At 69.5% G+C, this 13,779-nt stretch carries 13 protein-coding genes and 2 pseudogenes; 9 read left to right on the top strand and 6 right to left on the bottom strand.

What is annotated here, in order from left to right:
• Positions 1-352 precede the first annotated feature (352 nt).
• Positions 353-469: pseudogene (locus BG482_RS42210) on the bottom strand (IS5/IS1182 family transposase); the annotation flags it as partial.
• 75 nt (positions 470-544) lie between these two features.
• Entirely contained in the window at positions 545-1,138 is a 594-nt protein-coding gene (locus BG482_RS43340) for a TetR/AcrR family transcriptional regulator (RefSeq protein WP_069767057.1), read from the bottom strand.
• Positions 1,139-1,269: 131 nt separating this feature from the next.
• Here BG482_RS43340 and BG482_RS01590 point away from each other — a divergent pair, with 131 nt between their 5' ends.
• Together BG482_RS01590 and BG482_RS01595 are read left to right on the top strand one after the other, a co-directional pair.
• Positions 1,270-2,844: a carboxylesterase/lipase family protein gene (locus BG482_RS01590; RefSeq protein ID WP_079141496.1), complete on the top strand. Its 1,575-nt coding sequence runs from the start codon at positions 1,270-1,272 to the stop codon at positions 2,842-2,844.
• A 58-nt stretch (positions 2,845-2,902) separates the two neighbouring features.
• Positions 2,903-3,313 (top strand): hypothetical protein, encoded by a 411-nt coding sequence (locus tag BG482_RS01595; protein ID WP_069766953.1) that lies wholly within the window; start codon positions 2,903-2,905, stop codon positions 3,311-3,313.
• A gap of 224 nt (positions 3,314-3,537) precedes the next feature.
• Here BG482_RS01595 and BG482_RS01600 read toward each other — a convergent pair whose 3' ends face one another.
• Both BG482_RS01600 and BG482_RS01605 read right to left on the bottom strand, forming a co-directional pair.
• Entirely contained in the window at positions 3,538-3,885 is a 348-nt protein-coding gene (locus BG482_RS01600; RefSeq protein WP_069767059.1) for a VOC family protein, read from the bottom strand.
• A 762-nt stretch (positions 3,886-4,647) separates the two neighbouring features.
• Positions 4,648-4,848 (bottom strand): hypothetical protein, encoded by a 201-nt coding sequence (locus BG482_RS01605; RefSeq protein ID WP_069766954.1) that lies wholly within the window; start codon positions 4,846-4,848, stop codon positions 4,648-4,650.
• Between the two features lie 82 nt (positions 4,849-4,930).
• Between BG482_RS01605 and BG482_RS01610 the strand changes: the two genes are divergently transcribed.
• The 5 genes and pseudogenes from BG482_RS01610 (at position 4,931) to BG482_RS01625 (ending at position 9,574) form a co-directional block, all read left to right on the top strand.
• A complete protein-coding gene (locus tag BG482_RS01610) occupies positions 4,931-7,378 on the top strand; it encodes a hypothetical protein (protein ID WP_256096158.1) in 2,448 nt (815 codons plus the stop codon).
• Between the two features lie 73 nt (positions 7,379-7,451).
• Positions 7,452-7,597: pseudogene (locus BG482_RS42215) on the top strand (IS5/IS1182 family transposase); the annotation flags it as partial.
• Between the two features lie 34 nt (positions 7,598-7,631).
• Positions 7,632-8,429 carry a histidine phosphatase family protein gene (locus BG482_RS01615; protein ID WP_079141497.1) on the top strand — a complete coding sequence of 266 codons (798 nt, stop codon included), beginning with the start codon at positions 7,632-7,634 and terminating at the stop codon, positions 8,427-8,429.
• Positions 8,426-8,752, top strand: coding sequence for a hypothetical protein (locus BG482_RS01620; protein ID WP_069766955.1), 327 nt, complete (start codon positions 8,426-8,428; stop codon positions 8,750-8,752). The genes BG482_RS01615 and BG482_RS01620 overlap by 4 nt, the downstream gene beginning before the upstream one ends.
• A gap of 252 nt (positions 8,753-9,004) precedes the next feature.
• Complete coding sequence (locus tag BG482_RS01625) at positions 9,005-9,574, top strand: DUF4232 domain-containing protein (RefSeq protein WP_069766956.1); 570 nt, start codon at positions 9,005-9,007, stop codon at positions 9,572-9,574.
• 144 nt (positions 9,575-9,718) lie between these two features.
• Here the strand turns inward: BG482_RS01625 and BG482_RS01630 are convergent, their stop codons facing one another.
• Together BG482_RS01630 and BG482_RS01635 are read right to left on the bottom strand one after the other, a co-directional pair.
• Positions 9,719-10,120 carry a hypothetical protein gene (locus tag BG482_RS01630; protein ID WP_176741289.1) on the bottom strand — a complete coding sequence of 134 codons (402 nt, stop codon included), beginning with the start codon at positions 10,118-10,120 and terminating at the stop codon, positions 9,719-9,721.
• A gap of 264 nt (positions 10,121-10,384) precedes the next feature.
• Positions 10,385-11,434, bottom strand: coding sequence for a LacI family DNA-binding transcriptional regulator (locus BG482_RS01635; protein ID WP_069766957.1), 1,050 nt, complete (start codon positions 11,432-11,434; stop codon positions 10,385-10,387).
• 99 nt (positions 11,435-11,533) lie between these two features.
• Here BG482_RS01635 and BG482_RS01640 point away from each other — a divergent pair, with 99 nt between their 5' ends.
• Both BG482_RS01640 and BG482_RS01645 read left to right on the top strand, forming a co-directional pair.
• Entirely contained in the window at positions 11,534-12,835 is a 1,302-nt protein-coding gene (locus BG482_RS01640; protein ID WP_069766958.1) for an ABC transporter substrate-binding protein, read from the top strand.
• Positions 12,832-13,776 carry a carbohydrate ABC transporter permease gene (locus BG482_RS01645; protein WP_069766959.1) on the top strand — a complete coding sequence of 315 codons (945 nt, stop codon included), beginning with the start codon at positions 12,832-12,834 and terminating at the stop codon, positions 13,774-13,776. The genes BG482_RS01640 and BG482_RS01645 overlap by 4 nt, the downstream gene beginning before the upstream one ends.
• Positions 13,777-13,779: the final 3 nt, after the last annotated feature.

Below are 13,779 nucleotides of genomic sequence, written 5' to 3' on the forward strand. Positions count from 1 at the left end.
ATGCACCCATGCTTCCCGCACAGTGCGTGGCAGAGGAACCTCGCGGAACTCCCCCGCCGTGCGATGTTTCGGCTTCGCCGGCTCATGCGTGTGCGGGTGGATCTGCCTCGAGCACCCGACAGACATCGCCCGCCACCACCTCGTTGATGCCTTCCTCTCCGCGTAGATCTGCGTCAGACGCTGACCTCGGCGCCGCCAGCCAGGCCTGTGGGGTGTCCCCCAGATGTCTTCCTCGCGGAGCATGCGCCGTGCGTAGTAGGAGGTGAACGGGCCGAGGACCAGGCGGATCGCTTCCAGCACGTTTGAGCGCAGAGGAGAACAAGTTACTGCGCCGCGCCGCCGACCTGCTTTCGGCCGGGGAGCGCCGCTGCTTGAACCGGTCGATGCACCGTTCGACAGCATTGCGTGCTTTGTATGCCTGGGTGTCGAAGGCAGGAGGGCGACCTCCGCCACGACCCCGCAGGAGGCGGGAGTGGCTCTGCGACTGCCGCTCCCGTGCGGCGCGCAGGGTCGCAATGGTTTCCGGATGCCTTGCCGTCGGCGGTTACCGGAACAGATGGTCAAGGTAGTAGTCGATGGCAGCGGTGGCTTCTTCGGGGGTGCGCAGGCCCAGGACGACGGGTGGCCCCTGTGAGTCGGCGAGGCCGAAGAGCAGTTCCGCTTCCACATCGGGGTCGCGGTCCGCAGCGATGTCGCCGGCTTCCTGGGCCATGCGCACGAGGTCGGCGAGGAGCCGGTAGAGGCGGGGCAGCCCGTCGACGTAGAGGGCTCGCAGCTTGGGGTTCGCAAGCATGCGGATGAGGTACGCGACGCCGACGAGCCACTCGCGTCGGCGCCGATCGTCCTTGGGGATCGTTTCCAGCAGTACCCAGCGCAGCGCCTCCCTGGGGCTGGGCTCGCCCTCGGGCCACGCCTGCTCGTTCCACCGTTGCTGGACCAGCCAGTCCTGGTACTCGATCGCGTAGGCGAGCAGTTCGTCCTTGTTGGCGAAGTAGTGCTGGATGTGCCCGGGTGAGACGCCCGCCTGCGCCGCCACGGCCCGCACGGAGATCGCTTCCAGTCCCTGGTCGGCGACGATGTCCAGCAGCGCCTCGGCGATCCGGTCGCGGCGGGCCTTGTGGTCTACCTGTCTCGGCACGTCGACCGGCACCTCTCTTCCTCGTGCTTGCCTTCCTGGGCGAATCACCCTAATGTCGTTTTCACAATACGAACGTATTGTAACGAGTGATGGGCCGCCCGCAGCGGCAAGGGGAGAGGACGGACTGGACCATGCCGAAGCGACGCTCCACTTCCGGCGCCGCACTCGTCGCGGCCCTCCTCGTGGCGGTGACGAGCACAGCGGACGCGGTGCAGACCTCGCCGGCGGCGGCCCGGCAGCATCCACCCGAGCAGCGTGCCCAGGGTCAGCATCCCAAGGCTCGGCCGGACATCGCCCGTACGCGCCAGGGCCGGCTGCAGGGGGTTTCCACCGACGGCGTCACCACCTATCAGGGCATCCCCTACGCAGCGCCTCCGGTCGGCCCGCTGCGCTGGCAACCCCCGGCCGCGCCACCCACCTGGACCGGCACGCGCACGGCGGCCAAGCCCGGACCGGCCTGCGCGCAGCCCGAGGTGGCGGACTCCGCGGAGGACTGCCTGTACCTCAACGTCACCACGCCCGCTCATGGCGCGGCCCGCGCGACCCCGCGACCGGTCGTGGTGTGGTTGCACGGCGGGGCCTTCAGCTCGGGCTCCGGGGACCAGTACGACGCCACCCGGATGGCCCGGCAGGGCGACGTCACGGTCGTGACCGTCAACTCGCGCCTGGGCGCCCTGGGCTTCTTCGCCCATCCGGACCTGCCTGACTCCGGGGCCTTCGGCCTGCAGGACCAGCAGGCGGCGCTGCGCTGGGTACGGGACAACGCTGCCGCGTTCGGCGGTGATCCCGGCAACGTCACACTCATGGGCGAGTCCTCCGGAGGCGCGAGCGTGTGCGCCCAGCTCACCTCGCCCAAGGCCGCAGGGCTTTTCCACCGCGCGGTCATCCAAAGCGGCTCCTGCCTGCAGAACTGGCCCAAGAACACGCTCGCCCCCGGCGACCCCGCCGCCGCCTACTTCGCCCGCCAGGACCAACTGGCCGCCAAGGGCCGCGGTGTTCTGGGCTGCCGCAGCCTGAAATGCCTACGTGCCAAGCCCGTCAAGGACGTGCTGTCCCTCAACGGGCGCTTCCACCAGCCCGCCTACGGGACGAGTGTCCTGCCCCTCTCGCCGGCCCGCGCGCTCGCCACTGGAAACTTCCACCGTGTGCCCGTCCTGCAGGGCAACACCCGTGACGAACACCGGCTGTTCGCCGCCCTGTTCACGCTGGACGGGCCGATGTCCGCAGCGGACTACCGCCGCCTGCTCACCGAGACCTACGGCAGGCGGCAAGCGGCCCGCATCGCGCGCGCGTACCCGCCCGGCGCCACGCCCCCGCTGGCCTGGGCCAAAGTCGGCACCGACCGCAGCTGGGTGTGCCCCACCCTGGCCGCCGACCGGCTGCTGGCCAAGCATGTCCCGGTCTACAGCTACGAGTTCGCCGACCGCCACCCGCCGGCACCCGACCTCCACCCCGACTTCCCGCTGGGCGCCTACCACAGCGCCGAGCTGCCCTACTTGTTCGGCATGGGCGACCTGCGCCTCGACGACGGGCAGTCCGCCCTCTCCCGACGCATGATCGCCGCGTGGACGACGTTCGCCAGAACTGGCACGCCCGGCGACGACTGGCCCCCCTTCCCGCACACCCGGCGGCTGGCGCGGAACACGCTCGCCGGCGTGGACGCGGCGGCCGAACATCGCTGCGCCTTCTGGTCGCACAACTCCTGACGCCCCTGATCCGCGCACACCCAGTGGACCGTACGACCAACCCCTTCGGAGGATCCCCATGGACGCAATCGGCGAACCGATCGCCGAGGCCGACTACATCGGCACCACCGCCCACGAGTTGAGCGAGAAGCGAGCGGCGGCGAAGATCGCCGCCGGCATAAGCCAAAAGACTCTCTTCCAGCGCCGCGGCCGGATCATCCTGCACCCCGAACTGCTCGTCCTCACCGGCTGGTCCGACAACGGCGATCTCACCCTCACCCGCGCGGACGTCACCGCGGCGAAAACCCGCTTCACCCACCTCTACGGCCGCTTCCTCGGCGGCCTGCTGAACGCCGGCCAGCCCCTCATCCTCCACACCACCGACGCATCGGCCGACGAGGTGTACCTGCTCATCAACCACCGCGGCTTCCTGGAGACCACGGACGATCGGGCCTGGGAGAAGCGCATCGACCGGTGGCGCCGCAGCTGAAACCTCGGAAATCATCTCCCAGCGGCCGTAGGCGCGGCCGACGGTTTCTTTGTGGATGCGGACGAGCCGGTCGGCCCGGTGGCCCCGGGTCTTTCCCTCGACGCCAAGGGCCACCGACGGGTTCGCAACGTCTGGCTTCTGCTCGCAAGGGCTTCCATTCCGTTGGCCACGGGAGTCGTCACAAACTCCGACAGGTCGGAGCCGCCTCACGCTCGGGGGACGGATCAGGCCACTGGATTCTCCAGCAGCGTGACCCGGTTGCCGTCCGGATCGTGCAGAGAAGCAAACCGGGTGCGCGTTCCGCCTGTCTGCACCGGCCCCGTATGCAAACCGCGTTCCTTGAGCTGCGCCAAAGCCTCGTCCAGATCAGGCACCTCCAGATTGAGAAGCGATGACCCAGCGTGTTCGGCGTCCTCGAAGACCTGGAGCCAGCCGCTCGCGGTGAGATGCCAGTCTGCCAGTGACGGCATCGGCCGGGTGTCCGCCGGGCGTCCCAGCAACCGTTCGTACCAGACCACCGCCTCCTCGACCCTTCCCACAGGGGCAACCATCAGTACGCGGGCGATATCCATGAACACCACCATCTTCCGAGTCGGCCTTTTCGCGTCACTTCCATAGACAGCTTGAGACGGCAGAACTCATCGATCGCAGGCTGCCGAGCAGTCGGCGCAGCAGGATCAGGCAGCGAGACCAGGGCCGAGCGCGCGCCGGCCGTGTCAGGTCCTGGTTTCGTTCACGAGACGGGGTTCCGGCTCAGGTTCTCCGACGTGGCCACTCTGAGTGACATCCACATCACCTTCGAGCCCTGCGCGAAGTCCGCAGCCCACCAGATCCGTCGGCAGGCAGGGGGCGTCTGTTGCCAGCTTTCGGGTGACTGCCCATTTCACTGCGAGGTGGCACGCTGTGGCGAACCGGTCGCCCTGGTCGCAGCGCCGGTGGCGCCGTTTTGGGGATGGGTGCGGCCGCTCGCAGTCGACCCCGACCCGTTGAGCACGCACCCGGCCGGCAGACAGCCGGCGAGTCCTCAGCCGCATCCATCCGGAAGGGCAGGCAGTGGGTGTGGCCGGAAGGGGGGGCAGACGCTGGGGGATCCGGTGAACCCGTAGTTCAGGTAGCCCTTGCCATCGCAGTCCCAGTCGGGCCGGAGTCCGGCGTCGGCGTAAACGCGCTTGCCGGCCTCCATCCTGATCGTCGGCGTCGCCCAGGAGCCGTTTCCGGAGGAGCCGGAGCTTGGACTCGATGTCGTACGTCGCGCTCTTCACCGTGGCGCCGCTGTCGGGACGGACGAGGACGAGGTGCTGCGCGACGTCGGACAGGACGGCGACCGCCTCTGGTCATGAAGCGCACTGGGCGAGGGCGGCCGTAACAGCGGCCGCGAGAGTGAGCACGGCAGCGAACGTGGTGGCCGCATGCCTGAGTGCGGCGGGGTAGGTGGCGCCCTCGATGCGGCTGAGTTTGGCCGCGCCGACGGCGGCCAGCAGCGCGACCATGACGATCAGCGCGGTCGTGAGCAGGATGACAGCGAGAGAGGGCACGGCAAGCTCCCGTCAGATTATGGGTTGTTGACGTGGCTGACGGTCTCGGAAGAGGTGTTCGCCGGAGTTCGCCGGTAGGAAGATGAACACTGGCGAACACGACGACTTCTGGGAGGGGCATGCACAAGTGGTCGACGAGCGGATTGAGCGCGGTGCGGCGCAGGCCGAGCTGCACAGGAGGTTGAGTGACGCACTGGCCCACTCCCGGCTGAGCAAGTCCCAGTTGGCTGCCCGGGTGCGGTTGGGGCGCACGACGGTGTCAGAAGCGTTCAATCCGAACGCGCCTGTGCCTTCAGCGGACACGGTTTCCGCGCTGGTTCGGGTGCTGAAGCTGCCTGTGGATGAACTGCTGGAACTGCGACGGCGTGCGGCTGAGGAAGTCAGCTCAGCGACGGGGTCGGAATTGGCGCCGGGCAAGCTGATCGGCATGTGGGAGCCGCACGACCTGGAGGTGCATCCGGCCGGTCCCAGTCCGGACGGGTGCGGTTCCCGCGTGCCTGAAGGGCGGGTGTTGCCCGCCTACGTTCAGCGTGAGCACGACCGTGTCCTTGCAGACGCGGTGCGCGACTGCACCGAGGGCCGCAGTCGAATGCTTGTCCTGGTCGGATCCTCATCGACGGGGAAAACCAGGGCATGTTGGGAGGCGGTTCAGCCGCTCGCCGAGAGGGATTGGCGGCTGTGGCACCCCTTCGACCCGACTCGGGCCGAGGCCGCTCTGGAGGACCTGCACCGCGTCCAGCCGCGGACCGTCGTGTGGCTGAACGAAGCTCAGCACTACCTGGGCGATCCGAAGGTCGGCGAGCGGATCGCGGCGGCAGTTCACACCCTGCTCACCCAATGCGAGCGGGGGCCGCTACTGGTTCTGGGGACCCTCTGGCCCGAATACCTCCGCCAGTACACCTCTTTGCCCGCGCCTGGGGCAGCGGACCCGCACAGCCGGGTTCGGGAGTTGCTGGCCGCACGGACTGTGGCTGTCCCAGAGACCTTCGACCTTCCGGCTCTGGCTACTGCTGCCGCGCTCGCCGCAGATGGTGACCAGCTGCTGGCCGATGCGCTCACTCGCACCCATACCGATGGACGCCTCACGCAAGACCTTGCCGGAGCGCCCGAGCTCCTGGATCGCTTCGAGCACGCCACGCCGGCCGCCAGGGCTGTTCTGGCAGCTGCGATGGATGCGCGCCGCCTCGGTGCAGGCCTCCATCTCCCGCAGGCCTTTCTCACTGGGGCCGCTGCCGACTACCTCGCCGATGCCGACTACGACCAACTCGCCGACGACTGGGCAGAGGCCGCCTTTGCTGAACTCGCGCGCCCCGTGCACGGCAAGCAAGCCCTTTTGCACCGCGTCACTCCTCGCCCCAGACGTCGGCCGCCCGGACCTTCGCGGTCGGCCGCTGGCCCCCTTCCGGCAGGGCCTGTCTTCCGGCTCGCCGACTACCTTGAACAACACGGCTGGCTGACTCGCCGCTGGCTGTGTCCGCCGGCGTCCTTCTGGCACGCAGCGCACGACCACTTCACCTCTGTCAAAGATCTTGAGACTCTCGTCGAAGCAGCAGAGGTTCGGCACCGCCTCGAATGGGCGCACCACCTCCGGTTGCGAGCAGCGGACGCGGGCAGCACCGTCGCCCAGGTGAAGCTGGGGATGCTGTGGGAGGCGGCCGAGGACACGGAAGCGGCGGAGATTCTCTACCGTAAGGCCGCCGATGCCGGTGCCACAGAGGGCCTCGGCCGCCTGGTCATGATGCGAGAGGTGGCTGGAGAGCGGGAAGCCGCCGAGGCCCTGGCCCGGCAGGCAGCTGATGCCGGGAACACTGATGTCCGGCTCCGTCTGGCTCAGTTCCGACGGGTTTCCGGGCACGGGGAGGAGGGTTTCGTGACCATCGTCCCCCCGCGTGCCCCCGACACGGCGTTCGTGTTCGACCAGATCCGCGCGGCCGCGGTACCGGCTGAAGTGGCGGCGATCGTGAAGGAAATAGGCATTCGCTCAAGCGACCCGAATGACCTGGTCGTCTTGGCCGAACTGCGGCACCGGGCCGGGGATCGGGACGGGGCCGAAGCCTTGTACCGGCAAGCCGCCGACGCCGGCTCCGGGGCTGCCCTGACCCGGCTGGCCGTGCTACGGGGAGAAGCCGGAGATCTCGAGGGCGCTGCGACACTCGCACAGCAGGCAGCCAACACCGGTAACACCAGCGCCCTGATGAGCGTGGCCGACCTGAGGCAGAAGGCCGGCAACCGAAAGGACGCCGAAGCCCTTTACCGGCAGGCCGCCGACGCCGGCTCACAGATCGCTCTGATCCGTGCGGCAGGCATGTGGGAAGACGCAGGCGATTCGGCGTCTGCTGACGCTCTGATGCACCAGTGCGCCAATGCAGGAGAGACCGCAGCCCTACACGTCCCCGCATGGGTCTCGTGGGCAGAAGACAGGCGGCTCTTACCAGTCCAACGATGGCCCTTCGGGTTGGACCCGGACGGCACGCCTTCAGCCCCCTGGGATCCATTCGACACGATGTCTAGGCCCCAGCATCCGTCATGACCCTGCGCGGTGCGTTGCTCAAGCCTTCGGCGCCTCCCGTCTACTCGAAACCGCACTCGGCCTCCCGCACGCCCTGGCCACTGGGTAACCATGCTCATCGTCCCCCGTGAAGGTGCCCGTCGCTGCAAGGTCCCGCCTCGCCAGCGTGCTCTCGTCGGCCCGGTCTACCTTCGTCGGCACGACACGCTCGCGCTGGTCACCGCCGGTTTCGGCATATCGGGTCATGATCGTCAGGGAACCGACGGGAGGCCGTATGGCTGTGCCGCACCACGACGCACACGGTGAATCAGGGGCAGCACCAACCGCCGCCGTGCCGGGCCAGGAGGGTCGGCGCGTCGAGACGTTGCTGCCGCCGTCCACGCTGGCCGCGATCTGGGCGGTGCGCCACGGGCAGAGCACGGCCAACGTGGCCTTCGCCGAGGCCGAGCGGAACGGCGGGGCCGACCTTCCGGTCGCGGGACGGGACAGCGATGTCCCGCTCTCCGCGCTAGGACAGGCCCAGGCCCGGACGCTGGCCGGCTGGCTCTCCGGCCATACTCCCGGCACGGGGCCGGACCTGGTGGTGTGCTCCCCCTACCTGCGGGCCCGGCAGACCTGGGCCGCGATGGCCGAAGCAACGACGGATGTGCCGGTGCTGGTCGACGAGCGGGTGCGCGACCGTGAGATGGGCGTCTTCGAGCTGCATCCACCCGGTGCGCTGGCCTCCTGGGCCCCCGAGGAGGCCGCGCGCCGGGCCCTGCTGGGCGAGTGGTCGTACCGGCCGCCCGGCGGCGAGGCGCTTGCCGACGTGGCCCTGCGCGTGCGGAACTTCACCACCGAGCTGGCCGCTGCCGCGGCCGGCCGTCGCGTCCTGCTCGTCGCCCACGACGCGGTCGTCATCGCCCTGCGCTACGTGCTGGCCGGTCTTGGCGCCCCCGTCCCCGTCGAGCTGCCGCCGGTGCCCAACGCCTCCGTCACGCATTGGCGGAGCGACGGACGCCACCTGCGACTCGCCCACTGGGGCCAGACCGCCCACCTCACCGGCCTCACCCTTGCGGAAGGAATGGCATGAACGACCAGCAGCCTCCCATCGACCCCGTCCTCTCCCATGTCGAGCCGCTGTCTGGCGGCCTGTACGGCGCCGAGCCCTACGAGGCCGCGCTGAGCGACCTGCTCTCAGCCGTCGCCGAGGTGTCCGCCGCCAAGGCGGGCACCGAGGACCCGACTGTCACCGAGGACCTGACGCGCTACCAGGTCGACCTCAACCGCACCCAGCTCCGGCTTCGCCCGGACGACACCGCCGCCCTGGAGCGCGCCCACGCTCTGTGTCGCACGGTGCGCCGCTGTCTGAGCACCGGGGCGGCATGCCGACCCCCGAGGGCCGGCTGTCGCTGACGGAGAACCGCCGTATCTTCCGCGAGAAGGTGTCGGGAACGGCGCGGTCGGTGCGAGTCGATGCACCCGCGTATCCCGAGGGCGGCCATCAGCGCGAGTGAGCCTGCCGTCACCGTTCCGTCACAAGTGGTCGCCGCACGGAACCCTGCTGCTCTCCCGCCGGTCTGCACTCACGTACCACGACCACGCGTACCGCGGGGCAACAACCGACGACCGAAACCCGCGGACGAGACGACTCAGGGGGACGACAGCATGCGGCACAGCAACGGCATTCGCAGGGCGGCTCTGGCAGCGACGACGGTCACGGCCGTCGCGGCGGCGGTGACCGGCATCCTGCCCGGCACCGCCATGGCGGCGAGCACCACCACCTCCACCCCGCCGCCCGCCTGCCCGGCGGCCGCCCTCCAGGTCAGCGCCCGGCAGGCCGTCCACCGGCCCGTCGGGACCGGGACGGGGGCGGCGGTCGTGCAGTTCACCAACGTCTCCCGGAGGGCGTGCGTGCTGAAGGGCCATCCGACGGTCGCGGGCGCCGGCAACGGCTCTCCCGCCCGCAACACCCCGCTCAAGGTCACCCGCACCGGCACGGCGGCCGCTGTGACGGTCCGGCCGCACGGCAAGGCGTGGGTGAAGCTGACCTTCGTCCAGGTCCACGGGGAAGCCGACGGCTACTGCGTGTCGGGCAAGGACCCGGTGACGTATCCGACGATGGTCATCGGGCTGCCGCACTCCGGGAAGCACCAGGTCGCCCTGAACGACGGGGTGTGGGCCGAGTGTGACAACAAGGTGACCGTCACCCCGGTCTCGGCGGTCAAGCCTTCCTGACCCCACCGTCCCCACCAGATCGAGCAGCGTGATCGCGAAGGCCCTCGGTCACCACGACAAGACCGCCACGCGACTGGTCGCCGAAGCCGGAGGAACGTGGAGCCGGTACGCCCCTGGCGATCACCGCCGCTGACACGCAGGTGCTTACCCCAGGTTCGCTGAAGCCCGCTTGTCCTCAACATGGACGACGTGCAGTTCGGTGCCGTCGCGATGACGCTTCGATCGCCCGAACAGCCCGACAGCGATCTCCGACTGGTCCTGAGGCTCGTCAGGGCCGACATAGGTGAGGACGTCGTTGTGATGACCGGTGACGGCCCATCCTTCGACGTCCTTGAGGTTGATCACCCCAAAGTCTCCTGCCGGAGATCCGGCATGCGCCGGGCCAAACCTCTTCAGGATCTCGGTGGCCTGTTCAGCAAGCTCTCCATCTGGAGCAGTCAGCACGACGCAAGTGCCATGCTCGAACAGCACCCATGACTTGCCAGGATCGGCGAGAAGCCGCTGCCAGACGTCTACCAGTTTCTCGGTCTCCATAACGATCATCATGCCGGAGAGCACCGACGCAGGGTGACGATCGACCGACACTTACGGCGAATACGCGACTCCTGAACATGCGCGCCTACCAGTCTCAACCCCCGTATCGCGAACCAGCAGCGCACAGGGTGGCTGAACATGTTCGCCATCCGTCTCCCCCTCCTCCGTGATCAGGAGCGCCGGCGGCGCCGCGCGACCGCCACCGCGGGGAGCCGAGCAGCCGTCGACGCGCGCCGGTCCGACCCGCGACGCACCGCTTCCGCGGTGCCACCGCGCTCACCGCGCCGGCGGTCGGGCGGTGCTCTCCCGGATGACGAGTTCCGTCGCCACCTCCACCCGGGTCGTCTCCGGTTGTTCGCCGGCCAGCAGGCGCAGCACCATCCGGGCGGCCAGCGCGGTCATGTCGGCCAGGGGGGTGCGGATCGTCGTCAGGCGCGGGGTGACCCAGTCGGCGAAGGGCAGGTCGTCGAAGCCGACCACGCTGACGTCGACCGGGACGCGCAGCCCCAGTTCGGCGGCGGCCCGGTAGGTGCCGAGAGCCTGGTGGTCACTGCCCGCGAAGATCGCCGTCGGACGGTCGGGCAACGCCAGTAGCTCAAGGGCGTGTTGGTGCGCGAGGCCGTGGGTGAAGTCGCCGTAGCGCACGAGTCGCGGGTCGAAGGGCAGGCCGGCTTCGGTCAGTGCCGAACGGTAGCCGTCGACCCGCGCCCGTGAGGTGAGCCGGCGCTCCGGGCCACTGATGATCGCGATGCGGCGGTGGCCCAGCTCGACGAGGTGGCGGGTCGCGGCCAGTCCGCCGGGCCAGTTGGTCGCGCCCACCCAGGGCGTGCCGGGAGCGGGCTCGTCGATCGGTGCGACCAGCGCGTAGGGGATGCCCAACCGGCCCAGTTCCGCGTGCTGTTCAGGTGTCAGCTCGGGCACCACGAGGATCGCCCCGCGGGTCGGACGGGTGGCCAGGGAGTCCAGCCACTGCCGGGCGCGTCTGGTGCGGCCGTGCGTGGAGGACACGACCATGCCCATGCCGGCGTCGTGGAGCACGTCCTCCGCACCCCGGATGAGTTCCACCGCCCAGGGGCTGTCGAGTTCGTTGATGACGAAGTCGATCAGTCCGCCGGGCGGGGCCGCGGTGGCCGACAGGCGGTGTTTCGCCAGATAGCCGTGCTGTTCGAGCAGGCGCTGCACCTTGGCCCGCGTTTCGGCCGATACATCGGATCTGTTGTGCAGCACTTTGGACACCGTGGACACCGATACGCCTGCCTGTTGGGCGATTTCGGCCAGTGTCCGCCGCCTTCCCTGCTCGGATCTTGTCCCAACCGTTGACGTCATCCGATGAATCTCCTACGTTTCCTGGGCGATCGAGTTTTGCGAAACTTATCGCAATCCTCGTTCCCGGAATACGGCTCCCCGGTGAAAAGGTGGTCCCCCATGAAGAGATGGCGCGCGGCTTCCCTGGTCGCGGCCCTGGCTCTGGTGCTCTGCGGATGCGGAGGAACCGGTGGCCATGCCGGCGGCGGTTCGGGCGGCGGCGAAGGGGAGTTACTCGTCTGGGTGGACAACACCCGCATGCCCGCGGCCCAGCAGTACAAGAAGGACCACCCCGACCTGAAGATGCGGATCGTGACGATCCCGCCGGACGCGGGCTACGTGCCCACCAAGATCTCCCTCGCCAACCGGACCGGCGACGGCTGGCCCGACGTCGTCTTCCTCGCCAACCCCGCCGAGGCGGCCACGCTCGCCGGCCGGAAGTTCGGCTACGCGGCCCCGCTCGACGCCCTGGTCCCGAAGTCCGTCCGCGACGGCTTCACCCCGGGCTCCCTCGACACCTGCACCTTCGGCGGCAGGACGTACTGCCTGCGCAACGACATCTCCCCCACCGTCCTGTGGTACGACACGACCCTCATGCGGCGGTACGGCTACTCCGTGCCCACCACCTGGGCCGCGTACCAGCGGACCGGGCTCAAGGCGGCGAAGGAGCACCCCGGCACCATCGTCGGTGCCGTCAACGGCAAGTACGGCGCCGGTATCTACTTCGGCAGCAGCGGCTGCCCCACCCGCGACACCCTCAGCCTCACCAAGGTCCACATCGACCTGACCCGACCCGAGTGCACCCGGGTCGCCGACCTGCTGCAGCCCCTCGCCCGGGAGAAGGCCGTGACCACGGTCGTGCCCATCGACCCCGCCTTCTCCAAGTTCGGCAAGGACGAGAAGATCCTGATGCTGCCGGCCCCCGCCTGGTTCGGCGACTTCATGTTCGGCCCCGCCTTCAAGGTGCCCAAGGGCAGGATCGCGGCCGCCCCGATGCCGACCTGGCCCGGCGAGAACAAGCCGTACGCCGGACAGGTCGGCGGCGGCGCCCTCCTCGTCTCCGCGCACGCCGGTGAACGCACCAAGGACGCCGCGGACCTGGTGCGCTGGATGACCACCGACGTGAACCTCCAGTCCGAACAGCCCACTTATCCCGCCTTCGCGGCAGCGGCGAAGAAATGGGGCGAGGCCAAGTCGAAGGACCCGTACTACGCCTCCGACCCGATGCCCGCCCTGTCAGCGGCGGCGAACGCGCTGCGCCCCGGCTTCGGCGCCGTCCGTTTCGAGGCGGACTGGCAGACCAGCTTCAACGACACCCTCGTGAAGGCCTTCGACTCCGGCGGCAACGCGCGCGCGGCGCTTCGGAGTTGGCAGGACAAGCTGGAGGCGGCGGCCAGGACGAGCGGATACACGGCCGAATGAAGACGCTCACCGCACCCCGTCCCCCCACGGCGGCCACCGCGGTCCCGGCCGCACCCCGCCGCCGGCGCCGCCTCGGCCGTAAGGCGGCGGTCTGGATCCTCGTCGGGCCCTACACCGTGTTCCTGGTGGTCTTCGGGCTGGCGCCCGCCGGATACGCCCTGTGGACCTCCTTCGTCCACGACGGCTCCTTCTCCGGCGGGCACGACTGGGCGGCCGTGTTCCGCGACTACCGGCTCGGCGACGCGGCCGCCCACGTGACGACGTATCTGCTGCTGTGGCTGCCGATCCTGCTGCTGACCGTCCTGTCCCTCGCCTTCACCCTGCACGCCCGCCCCGGCCGCGCCACGAGTGCACTGCAACTCGTCTACTACCTGCCCGGCGCGGTCACCGGCTCGGCCGCGGCCCTGCTGTGGCTGTTCATGGTGAGCCCCGACAGCAGTCCCTTCTCCCCCGTGCTGAAGCTGATGGACGTCGGGAGCGCCACGGACGCCCTGTCCGGCGCGAGCCTCCTCGCCGTCCTCACCGTGATGGGCGTCGCGGTGCACGCGGGCGGCTGGATCGTGGTCCTGTACGGGGCGCTCAACGCGCTCCCGAGGGATGTCCTGGAGGCGGCTCAGGTCGACGGCGCCTCGGCGTGGCGCACCATGTGGCACGTCAAGCTGCCCATGGTCCGCACCTACGTCGCGTTCGTGCTGATCTCCAGTTTCGCCTCCGGCAGCCAGGTGTTCGTCGAGCCGACCGTGCTGTCCACCGGCGCCCCCGGCCAGATCAGCCCCACCTGGTCCGTCAACCAGCTCGCCTACGTCTACGCCACCCAGGACGGCGACTTCGGCAAGGCCGCCGCCTTGTCCCTGGCCATGCTCGCGGTCGGTGTCCTGGCCGCCTGGATCGTGATCACCCGTACGCACATGTACGCCACCGACTCCTCCGACTCCCGGTGAGAC

It is taken from the genome of Streptomyces sp. LUP30 (genome assembly GCF_001746365.1).
In the GTDB taxonomy this organism is placed as follows: Bacteria; Actinomycetota; Actinomycetes; order Streptomycetales; family Streptomycetaceae; genus Streptomyces.

Bases quoted from the DNA above. Each gene is read 5' to 3' on its own strand.
- BG482_RS01590 (WP_079141496.1), top strand. From the start codon at position 1,270: ATGCCGAAGCGACGCTCCACTTCCGGCGCCGCACTCGTCGCGGCCCTC.
- BG482_RS01595 (WP_069766953.1), top strand. From the start codon at position 2,903: ATGGACGCAATCGGCGAACCGATCGCCGAGGCCGACTACATCGGCACC.
- BG482_RS01600 (WP_069767059.1), bottom strand. From the start codon at position 3,885: ATGGATATCGCCCGCGTACTGATGGTTGCCCCTGTGGGAAGGGTCGAG.
- BG482_RS01610 (WP_256096158.1), top strand. From the start codon at position 4,931: ATGAACACTGGCGAACACGACGACTTCTGGGAGGGGCATGCACAAGTG.
- BG482_RS01615 (WP_079141497.1), top strand. From the start codon at position 7,632: ATGGCTGTGCCGCACCACGACGCACACGGTGAATCAGGGGCAGCACCA.
- BG482_RS01620 (WP_069766955.1), top strand. From the start codon at position 8,426: ATGAACGACCAGCAGCCTCCCATCGACCCCGTCCTCTCCCATGTCGAG.
- BG482_RS01625 (WP_069766956.1), top strand. From the start codon at position 9,005: ATGCGGCACAGCAACGGCATTCGCAGGGCGGCTCTGGCAGCGACGACG.
- BG482_RS01630 (WP_176741289.1), bottom strand. From the start codon at position 10,120: ATGATGATCGTTATGGAGACCGAGAAACTGGTAGACGTCTGGCAGCGG.
- BG482_RS01635 (WP_069766957.1), bottom strand. From the start codon at position 11,434: ATGACGTCAACGGTTGGGACAAGATCCGAGCAGGGAAGGCGGCGGACA.
- BG482_RS01640 (WP_069766958.1), top strand. From the start codon at position 11,534: ATGAAGAGATGGCGCGCGGCTTCCCTGGTCGCGGCCCTGGCTCTGGTG.
- BG482_RS01645 (WP_069766959.1), top strand. From the start codon at position 12,832: ATGAAGACGCTCACCGCACCCCGTCCCCCCACGGCGGCCACCGCGGTC.